The 17,987-nt window shown below is 46.5% G+C and carries 19 protein-coding genes; 11 read left to right on the top strand and 8 right to left on the bottom strand.

From position 1 onward, the window contains the following. Positions 1–117: 117 nt before the first annotated feature. The gene (pstS, locus tag QUA25_RS07675; protein WP_333036861.1) at positions 118–1,302 is read right to left on the bottom strand and encodes a phosphate ABC transporter substrate-binding protein PstS; all 1,185 of its coding nucleotides are present in this window, start codon (positions 1,300–1,302) and stop codon (positions 118–120) included. A 459-nt stretch (positions 1,303–1,761) separates the two neighbouring features. Between pstS and QUA25_RS07680 the strand changes: the two genes are divergently transcribed. The 9 genes from QUA25_RS07680 (at position 1,762) to QUA25_RS07720 (ending at position 7,073) form a co-directional block, all read left to right on the top strand. Further along, positions 1,762–2,340: a biotin transporter BioY gene (locus tag QUA25_RS07680; protein ID WP_333036862.1), complete on the top strand. Its 579-nt coding sequence runs from the start codon at positions 1,762–1,764 to the stop codon at positions 2,338–2,340. 259 nt (positions 2,341–2,599) lie between these two features. Beyond that, entirely contained in the window at positions 2,600–3,121 is a 522-nt protein-coding gene (gene lspA / locus QUA25_RS07685; RefSeq protein ID WP_333036863.1) for a signal peptidase II, read from the top strand. Between the two features lie 205 nt (positions 3,122–3,326). Further along, positions 3,327–4,982, top strand: a complete 1,656-nt coding sequence (locus QUA25_RS07690; RefSeq protein WP_333036864.1) for a radical SAM protein — start codon at positions 3,327–3,329, stop codon at positions 4,980–4,982. 22 nt (positions 4,983–5,004) lie between these two features. Next, a complete protein-coding gene (locus QUA25_RS07695) occupies positions 5,005–5,313 on the top strand; it encodes a type II toxin-antitoxin system HigB family toxin (RefSeq protein WP_333036865.1) in 309 nt (102 codons plus the stop codon). Further along, entirely contained in the window at positions 5,288–5,701 is a 414-nt protein-coding gene (locus tag QUA25_RS07700; protein WP_333036866.1) for a transcriptional regulator, read from the top strand. Before QUA25_RS07695 ends, QUA25_RS07700 begins: the two co-directional genes overlap by 26 nt. Positions 5,702–5,742: 41 nt before the next feature. Then, entirely contained in the window at positions 5,743–6,084 is a 342-nt protein-coding gene (locus QUA25_RS07705) for a type II toxin-antitoxin system RelE/ParE family toxin (protein ID WP_333036867.1), read from the top strand. Next, positions 6,077–6,427, top strand: coding sequence for a transcriptional regulator (locus QUA25_RS07710; RefSeq protein ID WP_333036868.1), 351 nt, complete (start codon positions 6,077–6,079; stop codon positions 6,425–6,427). Before QUA25_RS07705 ends, QUA25_RS07710 begins: the two co-directional genes overlap by 8 nt. Positions 6,428–6,439: 12 nt before the next feature. After that, positions 6,440–6,901 carry an SRPBCC family protein gene (locus QUA25_RS07715; protein WP_190745192.1) on the top strand — a complete coding sequence of 154 codons (462 nt, stop codon included), beginning with the start codon at positions 6,440–6,442 and terminating at the stop codon, positions 6,899–6,901. Further along, complete coding sequence (locus tag QUA25_RS07720) at positions 6,885–7,073, top strand: CPXCG motif-containing cysteine-rich protein (RefSeq protein ID WP_006635525.1); 189 nt, start codon at positions 6,885–6,887, stop codon at positions 7,071–7,073. Before QUA25_RS07715 ends, QUA25_RS07720 begins: the two co-directional genes overlap by 17 nt. A 7-nt stretch (positions 7,074–7,080) precedes the next feature. Here QUA25_RS07720 and QUA25_RS07725 read toward each other — a convergent pair whose 3' ends face one another. The 3 genes from QUA25_RS07725 to QUA25_RS07735 form a co-directional block, all read right to left on the bottom strand. Beyond that, positions 7,081–7,830, bottom strand: a complete 750-nt coding sequence (locus QUA25_RS07725) for a gamma-glutamyl-gamma-aminobutyrate hydrolase family protein (RefSeq protein WP_333036869.1) — start codon at positions 7,828–7,830, stop codon at positions 7,081–7,083. A gap of 202 nt (positions 7,831–8,032) precedes the next feature. Continuing rightward, positions 8,033–8,695: a DUF2834 domain-containing protein gene (locus tag QUA25_RS07730; RefSeq protein ID WP_333036870.1), complete on the bottom strand. Its 663-nt coding sequence runs from the start codon at positions 8,693–8,695 to the stop codon at positions 8,033–8,035. A gap of 117 nt (positions 8,696–8,812) precedes the next feature. Next, entirely contained in the window at positions 8,813–10,078 is a 1,266-nt protein-coding gene (locus QUA25_RS07735) for an FAD-dependent oxidoreductase (RefSeq protein WP_333036871.1), read from the bottom strand. Positions 10,079–10,307: 229 nt separating this feature from the next. On the opposite strand from QUA25_RS07735, the gene QUA25_RS07740 reads away from it, so the two are divergent. Continuing rightward, positions 10,308–11,699: a glycoside hydrolase family 10 protein gene (locus QUA25_RS07740; RefSeq protein ID WP_333036872.1), complete on the top strand. Its 1,392-nt coding sequence runs from the start codon at positions 10,308–10,310 to the stop codon at positions 11,697–11,699. Between the two features lie 346 nt (positions 11,700–12,045). Continuing rightward, on the top strand, positions 12,046–13,026 hold the full coding sequence (locus QUA25_RS07745) for an aldo/keto reductase (RefSeq protein ID WP_333036873.1): 981 nt from the start codon (positions 12,046–12,048) through the stop codon (positions 13,024–13,026). Positions 13,027–13,129: 103 nt separating this feature from the next. Here the strand turns inward: QUA25_RS07745 and QUA25_RS07750 are convergent, their stop codons facing one another. The 4 genes from QUA25_RS07750 to QUA25_RS07765 all read right to left on the bottom strand — a co-directional run bounded on the left by QUA25_RS07750 (position 13,130) and on the right by QUA25_RS07765 (position 17,740). Next, positions 13,130–14,344, bottom strand: a complete 1,215-nt coding sequence (locus QUA25_RS07750; protein ID WP_333036874.1) for a M20 family metallopeptidase — start codon at positions 14,342–14,344, stop codon at positions 13,130–13,132. A gap of 159 nt (positions 14,345–14,503) precedes the next feature. Then, positions 14,504–15,211, bottom strand: coding sequence for a dethiobiotin synthase (bioD, locus tag QUA25_RS07755; protein WP_333036875.1), 708 nt, complete (start codon positions 15,209–15,211; stop codon positions 14,504–14,506). Between the two features lie 60 nt (positions 15,212–15,271). Further along, positions 15,272–16,906 (bottom strand): protein kinase domain-containing protein, encoded by a 1,635-nt coding sequence (locus QUA25_RS07760; protein WP_333036876.1) that lies wholly within the window; start codon positions 16,904–16,906, stop codon positions 15,272–15,274. A gap of 375 nt (positions 16,907–17,281) precedes the next feature. Next, complete coding sequence (locus tag QUA25_RS07765) at positions 17,282–17,740, bottom strand: GatB/YqeY domain-containing protein (RefSeq protein WP_333036877.1); 459 nt, start codon at positions 17,738–17,740, stop codon at positions 17,282–17,284. Between the last annotated feature and the right edge of the window lie 247 nt (positions 17,741–17,987).

Raw genomic sequence — 17,987 nt, forward strand, 5'->3', positions numbered from 1 at the left:
CCGCCCCACAGAAATATCTCTCTTCGTTCTTCCTGATTTTTACCCGCACGCGCAATGCCGAAGGGCTTTTTTCCCTCTGACAACGGACAACAGTCAACAGTCAACAGTCAACAGTTACTATTTTGCAACCTCAATCTTGTAGTCTGCGCTGATGCCGTCAGCGGCCGCTGCTACTTTTTCTTTAACGCTTTGGGGTAGAGGAACGTAGCCCAATTCGGAACTAACTTTTTGACCTTCAGTTAAGCCGTATTCAACCATTGCCTCGATGGTTTTGGCTTTGTTGGGGTCAGTAACTGTTTTGGGGACGAGCATCCAAGTGTAGGTGACAATTGGATAGGATTGAGCGCCTTCGGGGTCTTCGATAAATGCTCGCAGGTTTTCCGGCATCGGCACAGTTGCTAAAGCTTGAGAAGCTGATTCGTCGGTAGGTGCGACAAAGCTGCCTGCTTTGTTTTCCAAAGATGCAAATTTGACATTGTTGTTTTTGGCATAGCCGTATTCTATGTAGCCGAGGCTGCCTACGGTTTGCAGAATTTGGGCTGTGACGCCTTCGTTGCCTTTTGCGCCTACGCCTACGGGCCACTGTACTGTTTTGCCGTCGCCTACTGCACTTTTCCAGTCGGGGCTGATGGCACTCAGGTGTTTGGTGAAGACGGCGGTGGTACCGCTACCGTCGGAACGGTGGACGATGGTGATGGCTTGGTCTGGCAATTTAGCGGCCGGGTTGGCGGCTGCAATTCTGGGATCGTTCCAGTTGGTAATTTTACCGGCGAAGATATCTGCGTAAACGTCCCGTGGTAGTTTCAATGGTTCGGTTAAGTCTGGCAGGTTGTAGCCGATGACGATACTGCCGGCTGTCATGGGTAGCAAGATCACGCCTTTGTCTGCTGGAACTTTGGCGATTTCGTCGTCTTTCATGCCGGTGTCGCTGGCCCCAAAGTCTACTGTGCCTTTGGTAAATTGTTCGACTCCAGCGCCGCTGCCTACTGATTGATAGTTAATTTGTACTTTGGGGTTGATTTTGTTGAAGTCTTGAAACCAACGCTGGTACAGAGGGGCGGGGAATGAGGCGCCGGCTGCGGTGATTGCTACGTCTGAGGCTAGGGCGAGTTTGGTGTTTTCCGCGGTGCCCGTGGCTGCAACGGGGGAAGCGCCGGGGGATGCTGCGGTGTCGCCGGGGCTGGTGGTGCTGCTTGTGTTTGTGCTGGGACTGGTGCAAGCTGCTACACTGAGGGCGATCGCCATAGCGGAAATTGCAGTAGTCAAACGGTTTGGATTAATCAAGTTGAGACGAAAAAGCATAGGTATAAAAAATCTGCGATCGTTATATGGGTCTCCCGCATCAGCATAGCGCGCAAAAGTAAAGGTTAGGTTAAGAATCTTTACACTTAATCCCAATTTAATATTAATTAATATTATTAATGTTATTTATGAGCTTGACAATTGTGAAGTTATAAGATATAGGGCAGAGAAATAGCTACGGAAACAAGCAGTCGATCGCCCGATAGCGAAAAATTCCCCATTAAATTATCACAAGATCGAGGCTTGAGAACCAGAAAACCATACAATGGTGGTTATTTTGACAGTAGTGCTAGTATTAAGAATTTAAAAGCTGCGGGCATTGAAGCTTGCATCTGACAAATACATCCTGACGAATGCTGTTTGATGATATGGCAACCGCCCTGACGGTTAGGACGTTCTTAAGTGCACAAACATAAACGGTCGATTGCAACTTCGGTCTTCCTTCTTTCTTCTGCTATAATGCCTGCTCCTATTGAACTAATCTGGGCTGTTATTGGTTTGCTTCTGACGATAGGAGGCACTTTTTTGCCTGCATCTGTCACAATTCCTATTGGGTTGTGGGACGATCGAGGACTTCAGGCGTACTCTTTAGGTGTTACCTATCAAATTGGAGCCGTTTTGCTAGTAGGCTGCATGGGGGGAAAAAATGCTGCGGCTCTCTCGCAAATTGCTTATTTGGCATTAGGATTAACTTTGTGGCCAGTTTTTTCTCAAGGCGGCGGCATCGGCTATCTCAAAGAAGCGAGTTTTGGGTATTTGCTGGGTTTTGTGCCTGGTGCTTGGGTGTGCGGCTGGGTGGCTTTTAAGGTGGCTTCGCGGCTGGAATCTATGGCTTTTAGCTGTTTGTGCGGTTTGTTCACTGTTCACGCGATCGGCTTAACTTATCTAATTTTTACTTACTGGCTGCCTCCGGCAAAAAAAACACCTTTATTCGATGAGATTCTTAAATATTCGGTTTATCCCCTGCCGGGACAATTGGCGGTAGTTTGTGCGATCGCAGTGCTGTCATTTACTTTGCGCCGATTGATGTTTTATTAATTGCGAAGGAAGTTCGGCAACGGATTATGTAACGGATGTAACGGATGTAACGGATTTCAGGAAGAAGGAAGGAGGAAGAAGGAAGAAGGAAGAGGTAACTGGTAAGTGTCCAAAATAAGGTTATACTATCATTGCCAAACGGGAGATTAATCTCGCTGCGGCTGGGATTGCTTTGCTGCACTGCATTCTGATCGCAATGACAAGTGAGATTGGAGTAAATTCTCTCATGCCCGATGCCCCATTTTCTATTGCTTAATTCATGCGTTTTAAAAGAAATCCCTGGTTTTGGATTGCTGCTGTTATCAGTTTAGTTTTAGACCACCTGACTAAGTTTTGGGTGGTACAAAATTTTGACTTGACGGTTCCTCCGCAGACGCAGCCGCTGTTACCCGGGGTGTTTCACTTCACTTATGTTGTTAATACAGGTGCCGCTTTTAGTCTGTTCAGCAATGGCGGGGCGATTTGGTTGCGCTGGCTGTCTTTGGGCGTTAGTGTGGGATTGATTGTGCTGGCTTGGTTCGGGCCGCGAATTAACCGCTGGGAACAAGCTGGCTACGGTTTGATTTTGGGGGGAGCACTGGGGAATGGGATCGATCGATTTGTTTCGGGCCATGTTGTAGATTTTATCGATTTTCGGCTCATTCGGTTCCCGGTATTTAATCTGGCGGATGTGTTTATTAATGCTGGGATTATCTGTTTGCTGATTGCAACTTTTCACAGTGCACCGCCTACTCCGACTACTCCGAGAACTCAGGACGATCGCAATTCTATTTCAGAGTAAATTTGAAGAAGCAAGAATGAAGTTCGCCAACAGATTCGCTTTCTTCGGATGTAACGGATGTAACAGCTAACTAACGATAGGGTGCGTCAGGGGGGAGATTCTTAGTTTGTGATCGCCACATTCAACCCTGACGCACCCTACAATGACTTTGGTAATGGCTTAAAATGAGATAAGAACAGACCTATTGTTAAAACTAAATTTGCCCGTGACTCCTAATCCCTTTGCTCAAGAACGCTTACTGTTTGCCCCCGCAACGCCCGATACTGATGCTATCCCCACTATTTTTGCTTTTCCCAACGAGTACACCGTGGGTATTACCAGTCTCGGCTATCAGATAGTGTGGGCAACTTTGGCTGTGCGATCGGATATTGAAGTGGGCCGTTTATTTACTGATATCCGCGAACAACTTCCCCGACATCCAGAATTACTGGGATTTTCGCTTTCTTGGGAACTAGACTATGTAAATATTCTAAATTTATTGGAATCTTTAGAAATTCCGATTTGGGCGTCAAAACGAACTGATAATTATCCGATAGTATTCGGCGGTGGCCCAGTTTTTACGGCTAATCCCGAACCTTTTGCCGATTTTTTTGATGTGATTTTGCTGGGAGATGGCGAACATCTCATTGACAATTTTATTGATGCTTATAAAGAAGTCCGTACCGCCGACAGATTAACTAAATTGCGGCATTTATCCCAAGTTCCAGGAGTTTACGTCCCCAGTTTGTACGAAGTAACTTATCTGGATGCGACGGAGGGGATCAAATCGATTCAGCCTGTCGATTCTGGAATTCCCAGTGTGGTTGAAAAACAGACTTATCGCGGCAATACTTTATCTGCTTCCACTGTGGTGACAGAAAAAGCGGCTTGGGAAAATATTTACATGGTGGAAGTGGTTCGGAGTTGTCCAGAAATGTGCCGTTTTTGTTTGGCAAGTTATCTGACTTTGCCGTTTAGAACGGCGAGTTTGGAGGATTCGTTAATTCCGGCGATCGATCGCGGTTTAGCTGTGACTAATCGTTTGGGTTTGTTGGGTGCTTCGGTGACTCAGCACCCGGAATTTGAAGCGTTGCTGGATCATTTGAATCATCCGAAATACGACGGCGTGCGGCTGAGTCTTTCTTCGGTAAGGACGAATACGGTGACAGTTAAGCTAGCAGAAATATTGACCAACAGAGACAGCAAATCTGTGACAATTGCGGTGGAAAGCGGGAGCGATCGCCTCCGCAAAATCGTTAACAAAAAACTCGCAAATGACGAAATTATTCAAGCTGCTATCAATGCTAAGGCGGGCGGCTTAAAGGGAATTAAACTTTACGGGATGGCGGGAATTCCAGGTGAAGAAATGGAGGATTTAGAGGAGACGGTGGAGATGATGCGGGCGATTAGAAAAGCCGCTCCCGGTTTGCGGTTGACTCTGGGATGCAGCACTTTTGTCCCGAAATCTCACACTCCTTTTCAGTGGTTTGGAGTGAATAAAGATGCGGAGAAGAGGCTGAAGTTTTTAGATAAAGAATTGCGGAAGTTAGGTTTAGAATTTAGACCTGAAAGCTATAACTGGTCTGTGATTCAGGGTTTGTTGTCAAAGGGCGATCGGCGGTTGTCTCGGCTGTTGGAATTAGTGCGGCATTACGGCGATACTTTGGGCAGTTATCGGCGGGCCTTTAAGGAGTTGCGGGGACAGTTGCCGGAGATGGATTTTTATGTTTTTCAAGAGTGGGAATTGGATCAGGTTTTGCCTTGGAGTCATTTAAAAGGGCCGCTACCGGAGGCGACTTTGAAGAAGCATTTGGCTGAGGCGATGAGTCATACAACACGACAGCAAAATCAAGAATGTGAGAATTCACTAAGTCCCGTTTAGTAAATTAGATTATAATAGTCTCATGCGTGTCATTAGCCGAAAACGACTAACAGAATTTTGGGAAACACACCCCAATGCTGAAACAAGTCTGTTGCTGTGGTATCAGCGTAGTTGTGATGCTGAATGGCAAAGTTTAGTAGATATTCGTAAAGTATTTCCTTCGGCTGACTTAGTAGGTAACTTTACGGTATTTAATATTGGTGGCAATAACTATCGGTTAATTGCTTTTATCGACTATGAATACCAGATAGTGTTTGTCCGCTGTGTTTTAACTCATGCAGAATATAATAAGGAGAACTGGAAAAATGACGACTGGTTTAAAAACTCCTAGTAGCTACTATATCGAGATAATCACAACTTTTCCACCGCGTCCAATTACTTGTGAAGCTGAGTTGATTGCTACACAAAATCGGATTGATTTTATTGTGAGTCGGAGCAATCTCACGCAGGACGATCGGGATTACTTAAACGTGTTGGGTACTCTTGTTTATGATTACGAACAAAAACATGAGCCAATGCCAGTCTTGAAAGGTATCGCACTACTGAAAGCATTGATGGTTGAGGACAATATTCAAGAAAAAGATTTGGTTGATATTTTTGAATCAGAGTCTTGGGTATCTGAGATGATGGATGGAAAGCGGGAACTGACGGCGAGTCAAATTCACAAGTTAGCTAAGTTTTTCCATCTTTCCCCTGTGGAATTTCTTGAGTATAATTAATTGCCAGGATACTGGGATGAGTGACGCACTATAATATAATTATGCCCGAAGTCCAACCGAGAGAAATTCAGCGTTATACGACGCCAGATAACAAAGTGCCTTTCGAGGAATGGTTTAATTTTCTCCGAGATGGCAAAGCTAAAGCTAGAATTAGGTTGAGATTAGACAGAGTTCAACTCGGCAATATCGGAGATTATCGATTTGTTGGAGAAGGAGTCTATGAATTAAAAATAGATTATGGCCCTGGATACCGAATCTATTTCGGACAAGTCGGCACAACTATTATCCTGCTTTTAATAGGTGGGGATAAAAGCACTCAAGACCGAGACATACAGCAAGCTATCAAATACTGGACTGATTACAGGAGTGAAGATAATGCCTAAAAGTTTACCTTACCATCCCTTTCTAATAGAATCTCTCAAAAAGCCAAGAGATTCTGCTATGTATCTAGACGCTTTTTTTGAAGAAGAAAACCCGGAGTCAGAACTGCTAAAAATGGTACTTAGCAATGTAGCAGAAGCTCTTGGCAAACAGCAGATGTCTCCAGAACAATATGAATTGCACTTAAAAAAACTGGATGAATTGCTTTCGCAGCAAGGAAGTGATGCGATTTATAATCTGGGAACTTGGCTGAATGCTTTGGGATTGAAACTAACAGTTGCTGTTTGTACTGATACAGAGGATAATACTGCAAATGCTGAAACGCGATCGCACTTAACTGTCTAGCCCAAGGATACAATGCCCAATTTTAAATACTCGTCGCTGATTAATGCCACTGTTGAAGCAGTCTGGAACTTTCACGAAAGGCCCGACATTCTGCAACTTTTGACTCCGCCTTGGCAACCGGTGAAAATCATTCGACGCGAAGGGGGACTCGATGTGGGTGCTGTATCAGAATTTCGCCTGTTATTGGGGCCGATTCCTGTAAAATGGGTGGCGACTCACACTGAGTGCGAACAATATCGCTTGTTTGTTGATGAACAAACTGAGGGGCCGATGGCACGTTGGACTCACCGACACGAGTTTACCTCAGAAAATGGCAAGACTAGATTGACAGATGCGATCGCATTTTCGATACCGGGCGGCCCGATTGTCGATTTGTTGTTAGGTTGGTGGGTGGAAATGCGGTTAACAGATATGTTTCGCTACCGCCACGAAGTCACAAAAAGAGAGTGCGAAAAAGATGCAAACAACGGCTGAATATTACTGTGCTTTCTGCGGCGAACCGAGTACAACTTTTGTTGATATCAGCGGTGGTATGGAGCAATCATATATCGAAGATTGTCAGGTTTGCTGTCGCCCGAATGTTCTTTATGTCAGAATAGATGAAGATACCCTGGATATTGAAATAGATACTGACTATCAAGAATAAGTGACTATCAAAATGTATAAATTGCCTTTGATTCGGACTTGGTAGAATTTATAAATCTTGAAGCTGCTGCTTCTACGAAAGCCTGAAAAATTCGAGAGTTGAACGAACAGTTAGGTGACATTTCCGGGTGCCATTGAATTGCTATCATCCAAGGGTGATAACAGTGTTCCATTGCTTCTACCAAAGTGTCAGGTGCATTGGCTACTATTTGCCAATCGGATGTTACCTTCCGCACTGCTTGATGATGCCAGGAAACAACTGTTGTTGAAGTTTTTCCCATAATTTTTGCTAGCCGACTGTTTGGCTCAATTTCAATGGTATGCTCGATCGCGCGCGGGGGAATTCCCGATCCGTGATTAACCTCTTCTCCGTAAGCATCCGGTACGTGAATCACCAAACTGCCGCCGCTGGCTACGTTCAACATTTGCATTCCCCGGCAAATCCCCAACACAGGTATGTCAGCCTTCAAAGCTAGCTTTGCTAAGTTTAATTCAAAATTGTCGCGTTCTGCATTAACCGAGTAAACTGTGCGATCGACATAACCGCCATAAAGTTCTGGGTTGATATCTCCGCCCCCGGAAAAAATCAAACCATCTACTGCATCCAAAATACTAGCCGGATCTAATTGATTGGGCGGCAGTAAAATCGGAATGCCACCAGCCGCCTGAACTGCATCAATATAAGTTCCATTTAAACGATATTCGCCTGCTGGACAGCGGTTGTATGTTGTGATGCCAACAATCGGAAATTTTTTCATTTGCTAGAGGTTGGGAGATAATTATTTAGATTAATACTCAGATTTTGCACTATTTGTAATCAGTGTTTCATGGGCGGGCAACTAGGAGCAACGACCCACAATAAAACTTACTTATTGTTATGAAACATGCATCTTGCCTGTTTCTTGTCTGATTACTTGTGATTAATTCCTACATTACACTGAAACTTCCCTGCACGGCTGTCTAATTCGTAACAGTTTCAGTATTAGTTTCCGGCAGCGATTTGCGCGTGCACAGATAAGCCAGCGGCCCGAACAGCGGCACTAATGTTACCGCCCAAAAAGCTGTAGAATTCTGCATTCCTCGGTGGGCCATATCGTCTCCTAATAAGGCAGGAAATAGTAGGCAAAGCATACAAAAGTCTAAACTCATTACGTGGATAAAACGGTTGGTTTGCCACTGGGCAAAAAAATCATACCAATCGCCTTTTGTCAAGCCAAAGGCAACTAAACCAACAGCAGCTAATGTTAAGAAAATTCCAGTAAAACGGGAGTCTAATATCTTTAAAAAGATATTTTTATGACCGCGAAATTCTGCATTAGGTTCGCGCAGGGCTAAATAAGGCAGCAAGGCAAAGGCACCGACGCCAAAGGATAAAGTGGCAAACAACCATGCAGGTATTTTTTGGCCCCTGCCGTCAGCAAATAAGACACAACTGTAGATGAGCGGCCAGACTCCCATGAGGTTGAACAACGCTACAATTAAAGGGTTGATGTCTGCTATTTTGCCTGTGGAAAGATTGGTAATTAGTGTGATGGTTTGTTCTGGGCTGTCGGGTGGTGCAAATACAAAGGCGTAGGTGGTAAATGCAATCCAAATCACCCAAAATCCAATTTTTCTGAACATAGTTAGTTTTTCTTACTTCTGATATTACTATAGCAAGCTTAAAGGGTTTTTGAATAAGACTTTTTTTATTTACCGCAGAGGACGCAGAGGAAGAGAGGAGAATATCTGAATGTATTGCTATTTGGTATTGCGGGTTTTGGGCACATTGCTAAATTTTTGCATAAATTGGCGATCGATCCAATCTTTCCAGTACCACAGCAGCGCCGATTCCCACATGAAAGATCCGCGAGATGCGATCGCCCTTTTATTCCCAGTACCAATTAACCCTAAGTATTGTTCCTGCGGTGCAAATGGTTTCAGCGGTTTTTCCAATAAAAACTGCTGCAAATTTTCAAACAGCGGTTTGCCCTGACGCACGGCAAAAACGCCCGCTTTGGGACGGGGATAATTAACCATCGCTGCGATATCTCCAGCCGCAAATACGTTGGGGTGAGAGACTGATTGCAGGCAATCGTTGACTTGGATAAAGCCGTTTGAATCGGCTGCTAAACCGGATTCTCTGATCCAATTTGCTGCCGATGCTTGTGTCACCCAAAAAATGCGAGCGCACTCTAATTCTAAACCTGATTTACAGGAAATTTGGTAATCGGTAGGGAATTGAGGATTGGTTTGTCTCTCAATCTTTTTTACAGCACAGACTTTTTCCTTTAAATGCACTTTAACGCCACGACTAATCAGAATTTCTTGAAGGCGCCGACGCACTCGATGGTTATGTGCAGGCATTAATTCAGCACCGCTGTGAAACAAATGAATTTCTAATTCTTCTTCTTTCTTCCCCCTTCCCTTTTCTCTCTTACGTCTTTCGCTGTACCTTAATATCCATCCGTTAAATCCGTTACACAATCCGTTGCCGAACCCTTCTTCCTTCCCCAATCGAGATTGCATATTTAATGCTAATTCTACGCCGCCTGCACCGCCACCGACAATTGCGATCCGCAGCGGTTTATCGGGATGATTTTGCCTATATTCTATCAACTGATTCCAGCTAGCTAAAAACTCCGGTACGGGTTTAGCTGCAATTGCATATTCAGCGGCACCCGGTACAGATAAAGTCGCAGGAGTGCTGCCGATATCCACAGAAAGCACATCAAAATTAACCGGAGAGCGAGTTTGACAAATAACTAAGTTTTTGTTAAAGTCGATCGCGATCGCCCGATCGACCAATATTTGACACCCGGCAAATTCAGCGAGCGATCGCAAATCGATGTGACATTCATCATAATCGTAAAACCCGGCAACGTGTCCCGGCAGCATCCCCGAATAAGGCGCGTGCAGCACGTCGCTAATCAGAGTCAAACGCACTCCCGGCAGCGGTTTGATGCCGAACATTTTTAATACGATAGCATGACTGTGACCGCCACCAATTAACACTAAATCTTTCACAATTACAGATGTTCGATCGAAATATTCCAGCACCGATATTGTACAGCAATCGCATTCCTTGGGCCACACTGTCCGGTAAAGAGAGCTTGCAGTGCGTAATGAATGATTTCCCAGCACTTTGACATAATGCTCTCATCTACTCTCTGTGTCATAGATTATACTTCGCTTAGTTGCGATCGCATAACATCAATCCACTTATTGCACTTAACCGATTCCACATTCAGCGCCAATGGCTGTAGACTGTAGAGCGACCAAATTTTATCACCAAATTATGCCGGGGTGTGTTTCGATAGCTAACTCACCATTCAAAACTATGACATTACGCATCATTCCGCGCAGTTGGCAGCGATCGATTAAAACTCTTTTCCCGCTTCTGTTTGCCCTCTCATTCATTATAGTATTGCTGGCGAACAACTTAATTCCGGCGATCGCCCAGCAACCCCGCCAGGAAATTCGCGGCGTTTGGATGACGACAAACGACAAAGACATCCTCAGAGATCGTCGCAAACTAGGAGATGCTGTCAGCCAATTAAAGCGGTTAAATTTCAACACAATTTATCCTGTAGCCTGGAATTCTGGCTATGCAATGTATCCCAGCTATGTAGCGCAGCAAAGAGACATTCAACCCTTTGTTTACAGAGGGTTAGACGGACAAGATATGCTCGCCGATTTAATCGATCAAGCTCACCGCCAAGGCCTGTTAGTGATTCCTTGGTTTGAGTTTGGTTTCATGGCTCCTCCCACATCAGAATTAGCCACACTTCATCCCGAGTGGCTGACACAAAAACAGGACGGCAGCCAAACATCAAACGACGCCGGCGGCGAAGTAGTTTGGCTCAATCCCTTTCATCCAGAAGTCCAGCAATTCATTACCGAACTCGTACTAGAAATCACCACTCAATATAACGCAGACGGCATTCAATTTGACGATCACATGAGTTTGCCGGCCGAATTTGGCTACGATGACTACACAGTTGCTTTGTATACCAAAGAAACAAAAAAAGCTCCGCCAAAAGATTTTCAAAATCCAGCATGGGTGCAGTGGCGAGCAAATAAAATTACCGCTTTTATGTCGCAGCTAAATCAAGCCGTCAAAGCAGTCAAACCCAATGCAATTTTCTCGATTTCTCCCAATTACTACGATTTTGCTTACAAACATCACCTACAAGATTGGCTGGCTTGGGTGCGTTTGGATATTGCCGACGAGCTAATCGTGCAAGTCTACCGTCCCAATCTAGAATCATTTGTTGACAAGATTAACCGTCCAGAAATGCAAGAAGCACAGCAAAAAATTCCCACCGGAGTTGGGATTATGACAGGCTTGAGAAATAACCCCGTACCGATTCAGCAAATTAAATCTCAGGTGCAAGCAGTCCAAGAATACGGCTTAGGCGTCGCTTTCTTCTACTACGAAAGCTTGTGGGAATATGCGCCAGAACCCACCGCCGATCGACTTTCTCAATTTAGTGCTTTCTTCCCGTCTTCTGCATTCCGAACAGCGCTACAAATACCCAGACGCGCGGCGAATTTTCCTCCACCTGCGCCACCCAAACCCGACCCGAAAGCTAAGCCAGAGCAACCTATTAAAAACACCGCACCTTCACCCTCGCCCACCACGTAAAAGAATAAAGAGTCATCAGTCATTGGTAATTTTGTAGGGCGTGCCATTAGTCCGACAGTCCAACAGGGGTTTAAACCCCTGTTTCATAGCTGAAGTCGTCTTTAGACGACTGTAGCAATTTTATCAAAGCTGTTTTTGTATAGAGTTAGCGCAGAATATATGTGTAACTCTAATTTTCAAAATTGAGATTACTATTTGAGTCGGTTTTAACCGACTTATGCTATTAGACAGGGACTTGAGTCCCTGGCGGCCCGTGGCAGAATGAAACAGCTCTGCTGGGGGCTATGGGATACCGAGTTATGTTCCTATAAAATATCCGTATTACCAACAACTCCCATCAATAAAAATGCAAACAAAGCAAACAATTTTACTGCCAAAAATGGGCTGCGGCACTTGGGCCTGGGGCAACAGATTGCTCTGGGGCTACAATGAAAGTATGGACGAGGAATTGCAAGCCGTTTTCAATCTTTGTGTTAGTAACGGCGTCACTTTATTCGATACCGGTGACTCTTACGGAACTGGCAAATTAAACGGACGCAGCGAGCAGCTTTTGGGGCAGTTTTCTCAACAATATCAAGGTGCAAACAAAGACAGTATTTGTATTGCGACAAAACTGGCTGCTTATCCTTGGAGACTGACGCGACAATCAATGATATCGGCTTGCAAAGCCTCTGCGGCGCGCCTCGGAAAAAATGTAGATTTGGTACAAATGCACTGGTCTACAGCCAATTACGCTCCTTGGCAAGAGGGGGCTCTTTTAGATGGTTTGGCTGACCTTTACGAGCAAGGATTGGTTAAGGGAGTGGGCTTGTCTAATTACGGGCCGAAACGGCTGAAATGGGTGCATAGGAAATTTAGCGATCGCCAAATTCCTATTGTTACTTTACAAGTGCAATATTCGCTACTTTCTACCTATCCGGTGACAGAACTCGGGTTGAAAGATGTTTGCGATGAATTGGGGATAAAATTGATTGCTTACAGTCCTCTAGCCTTGGGTTTGCTGACGGGTAAATACTCGGAAAATGGCTCTATTCCTAAAGGTATTCGAGGTTTGGCGTGCAAGCAGCTACTTCCGGGAATGCGATCGCTTTTGGAATGTTTGCGAGAAATAGCTGCATTCAGAAACAAGACTGTTTCCCAGGTAGCAATCAACTGGTGCATCTGCAAAGAAACTATTCCGATTCCGGGGGCGAAATCTGCGGCACAGGCGAGGGATAATATTGGTGCTTTGGGCTGGGAGTTAGACTCCGGGGAGATTGCCGAATTGGATAAGGCAGCGGCGAGTGTAGATAAGAAAATGGTGCAGAATATCTTTCAAACTCGGTAATATCTGAGATGTTGTACCATTTTCGTGAACAGGCAAGATGCCTGTTCCACAAAGAATCAATTTCTTGTGGGGTGGGCTTCTAGCCCGCCCATAAAAGGCTTATTTACATAGCACAAAAATTTTCGACACACCGCACAAACATTTCTACACCCATCCCCAGCGCAGTTTCATCAAAGTCAAAACGCGGGTGATGGTGCGGGTAAGCCAAGTTTTTCTCTGCATTTGCTGAACCCAAAAAGAAATAACAACCGGGGACTTCTTGCAAAAAGAACGACATATCCTCGCCCCCCATTGTTTGACATTCGGGAACGATGCCTGCAGGAGTTTCGACAACTGATTCTGCCACCCCGCGCACCAATTCAGCTATTCTCGAATCATTAATAACTGGCGGATAAAGCGAACAATAATCTAATTGGTAATTTGCCCCGTGACTTTGACAAATTCCGGCAATTACTTGCTCGATTCGCTTTACAAAATAACCTTGATATGCAGGATTGAAATAGCGCACCGTGCCACCGATTTGAGCGGTATCGGCAATGACGTTGTGGGTGTGGCCTGCGTGGAAGTTGCCGACAGTTACTACCGCTGAGTCGATCGGGTCAATGTTCCGCGCGACGATTGCCTGCAAAGCGCTGACAATTTGGGCTGTAACTACGATCGAGTCCACAGTCTGATGTGGCATTGCGCCGTGTCCACCTTTGCCAAAAATCGTGCAGTCAAAAACTTCGACAGCCGCCATCAAAGCGCCGCTGCGGACGCCTACAGTGCCTAAAGGCAGATTGTTCCACAAATGCAAGCCGACGATCGCATCAACATCAGGATTCTTCAAAACTCCCGCTTCAATCATCGGTTTTGCACCCCCTGGCCCTTCTTCAGCGGGCTGAAAGATAAATTTTACTTTACCCGAAAAGCTGTGTTTGTGCTTGGCCAGATAACAGACAGTACCGAGGGCGATCGCAGTGTGGCCGTCGTGGCCGCAAGCGTGCATAATTCCATCATGCTGCGATCGATAATCCACCTCATTTTCTTCTTGAATCGGCAAAGCATCCATATCCGCCCGAATTGCCAAAACCCGCCCCGGTTTGCCGCTGTCTATAGTTGCGACAATACCAGTTTTAGCAATATTAGTTTCATGATCTATGCCCCATTCCTGCAACTTTTGTGATATAAACTGCGCCGTTAAATTTTCATCAAAACTCAACTCCGGCTTTTGGTGCAAAAGGCGACGCCATTCGACTAGCTGAGGCTGCAAATTTCTAATCTCCAGCCGCAATTGAGATAAATCGACAGAGGTTAAATTCGGTAAAGTAGAAACCATGTTTTATTCTCCTTATAGCAATTTGTAAAACTCTCTCTTTTCTTTCTCTGCGCTCTCTGCGATCTCTGCGGTTAAAATAAAATCTTAGTTTTTAACCGCAGAGGCCGCAGAGTACGCAGAGGAAGAGAAGAATGAGAAAGAGAGGTGTTGAGAATAGGGTTATTTAGAAGTCTGAGCAACTAAATTAACTCCTGGCAGTAACCGCTCTAAATCTAAATCTGAAGCAACTTTAGCTAATTTAGCAAGGTCAGTCGGGTCATCTAAATGCGGCAAAATACCCAACACAGGTATTTGAGTCAGCGACTGGATCAAATCAACGGGCGCTAAATCGGCAATTTCTTGTTCCGAATAAGCTTTAACGCAATTGAGCACAATTCCTCTCAGCTTAAAACCAGTGTGTCTGGCGAGAGCAACATTCGCTACAGCTTGCCCGATCGCCCCCAACCTCACAGGTACTACCAAAACCCCCCTCAGCCGCCAATCCCTGGCAATATCGGCCACCGTCAGTTCCCACGTTACAGGCGATCCCAGCCCTCCCAAAGATTCCACCAACACAAAATCCTTGCGCTGCGAGAGGCTTTGCCAAGCCGTCCAGACCTTTTCGAGTTCGATACGTCTCCCCTCCCGTTCGGCGGCGATCGGCGGTGCTAGAGGCGCATCAAAGTGCAGCGGATTGAGTTCTTCGGGGGATTGGTCGAGGGAAAACAAACGGGTGTAGAGTTCGCGATCGCCCGTTCCCGTTTGCAACAGCTTCATAATTCCCAAACTGCGATCGGGAAAATACATTTGCCAATAAGCAGCCAGAGCGCTGGTCAAAACAGTTTTGCCCGCGTCGGTATCAGTTCCAGCAATTAGCAGCGAGTTCATTGGCAAAAAGCTAACAAATAATTGGCCTCAACCTCAGTCTAGGGGAATTTTGCCAGAAGTTTAGAGTTCCGGCGATGGTGCGGGTGTTGGTGCTGGTTCCGGTTCCGGCGCGGGTTCCGGTTCCGGTTCCGGCGACGGTGCAGGAGTTGGGGCCGGTTCCGGCGACGGTGCGGGTGTTGGGGCCGGTTCCGGCGACGGTGCGGGTGTTGGGGCCGGTTCCGGAGTTGGTGCGGGAGTTGGCGCGGGTGTTGGTGCTGGTGTTGGCGACGGCGCGGGTGCTGGTTTGGGTGCGGGCGTCGGTTTGGGCGTCGGTTTGGGCGCGGGAGTCGGCGCGGGCGTCGGTTTTGGTGTCGGAGTTGGCGCTGGGCTGGGTTCTGGGCTTGGTTCCGGCAAAGGTTCTGGGCTTGGTTCCGGCAAAGGTTCTGGGCTTGGTTCCGGCAAAGGTTCTAGGGTTGGTTCTGGCAAAGGTTCTGGGCTTGGTTCCGGCAAAGGTTGCGGGGTTGGGGTTGGCAAAGGTAGCGGGTTTGGTATCGGAGTTAGTGTCGGCGTCGGACTTGTAAGTGCTGGCGGTGTCGGAGTGGGTTTGGGGCGCGAATTGTTGAGAAATGAGCCGACTAAAGCCCAGGAACCGAAGCCAGTCAAGATTACTAAGCCCGCCAGCAGTCCGATCGCAGCAATGGGATTGTCCCAAAAAGTGTCGCCAGCAGGCTCACTTAACGGGTCTGGCTGGTTTGGCGGGGGGGAACTCTGGGCGGCGGGCTCTGGCGGCCTGCCCACGGCCACCGTTGCTATTAGCGAAGGGTTTGTCGGCACCACTGCTGGCGCGGGCGGTACAGTTGGCTGGCTAGGCTTAGGATTAGTTTGGGCGTCGAGTGCTTGGGCAACTTCGCTGACAGATTGATATCGATCGCCCGGAGACCGGCTCAACATCCGATTCAGCACCAAAGCCAAACCCGTGCTCACCTGCACTTGCTGCTGCCAATTCCACTGCAGCGTTGTTTGATCGAGCAATTCCTGCGGTTCTTTGCCTGTCAGCAGGACGATCGCCGTTACAGCTAAAGCGTAGAGGTCGCTGCTGGCTGTTGCTCGCCCGCTGTGCAACTGTTCCATCGGCGCGTAACCGATTTTACCGACAGTTGTCGCGTGGGCTGTTCCTTCGGGAGACTGGACTTTGGTGGCGAGTTCCTTCACCACTCCAAAGTCAATCAGCACCGGCATTTGGTCGTTTTCCCTGCGGATGATATTTTCTGGGGAGATGTCGCGGTGGATGATGCCGCGGGCGTGGATGTGAGCGAGTACCGGCAGCATTTGCCGGATAAATACCAAAACTTCGGCTTCGGTGAAGCTGCGACCATTTGAAGTTCGATCGAGCAGCAGTTCGCGGTAAGTCATCCCTTCCACGTAATCCTGCACTAAAAACAAACGCTGGTTCTCTTCAAATATTGCCCGAAACTGGGGAATTTGCGGGTGCCCAATTTGGTAAAGTATTGCCGCCTCTCTTTGAAACAATTCCTTCGATTTTTCCAAAACGTAAGGCCCGCTTTGCACTGGGATCAATTCCTTCAGGGCGCAGCGTTCTTGAAACCGTCCCAAATCTTCTACTAAATAAGTCCGGCCAAATCCCCCTTGACCTAAAATATTCACCAAGCGGTAGCGGTTTTGTAGGAGAGTTCCAATAGCAATAGGTGGCTGCATAAGTTTAAGTAAAAACTGTTAAAAAATAGACGATCGCTCACAGACTTAGTAATGCTATGTCTTTAATGCTCTTGAGCATACTTCACTATCTGTAGTCCCCAGTCCCGACCAAAGTTAGTATTTTACATTTTTTTGACATTCTTGGACGCAAGGATGCTCAGAAACCGGGTTTTTTCACGAAAATACACAGGTTGCAACCCGCAAACCCGATCTAAAACCCGGTTTCTGCGTCAATATCTCAAGGGAGAAATGCACGATTTTTCGTAGAAACCGGGTTTTTTGGCCTTAGCCCTAATAAATTGTCGCCCCTCGGTCTAGGCTATACATCTCTATAAAGCTGGAGATTATTTATGGGAGATGTCTGCTGACTACTGACTACTGACTAAGCTTTGCTTTCACCATGTCTTGAATTCTGTTACCGTCTGCTTTGCCCTTAAGCTGCTGCATTGCCTTGCCCATCACCTTGCCCATATCTTTTGCAGAAGTAGCGCCAACCGAAGCAATCACTTCGTCAACGACTTGACTCACCTCTTCGTCTGACATCTGCGGCGGCAAATACTCTTCAACAATTGCTAACTCCGCCTCCTCTTGTGCCACTAAATCTTCGCGGCCACCTTTGCGGTATTGTTCGATCGAATCCCGGCGCTGTTTGGCTATTTGCATCAAAATTTCCATTTCTTGAGCTTCTGTCAGCGTCTCTTGGCCAGAGGGACGAAGGCTGACTTCTTTTTCGAGAATAAATTTCTTGATGCCGCGAACTGTTTCCAAGCGAACTTTGTCCTTGGACTTCATGGCTGCTTTGATTTCTGCGTCAATGCGTTCTCTTAAGCTCATCGATTTCTACCTTGCTTTGCCCAATATCAAAAATCTGGAGTATGCTTCCGATTCTTAACTTTTTTTACAGTATTTTTCAAGTTTATTGCCTGTTGGCGGCATTTTTATCGCATTGAACCCGGATGCCTTCGGCCTTCGACTGAATTTTGGGCGGCTTGACTTCCAGCCTCGGCCCCAAATTGACTCACGCCAGAACTTTTAGACGCCGGGACACAAGTGCGATCGTACTTCTGCCAGTACAGAGTTC

Source organism: Microcoleus sp. Pol17C6 (genome assembly GCF_036701145.1).
Classification (GTDB): Bacteria; Cyanobacteriota; Cyanobacteriia; order Cyanobacteriales; family Microcoleaceae; genus Microcoleus.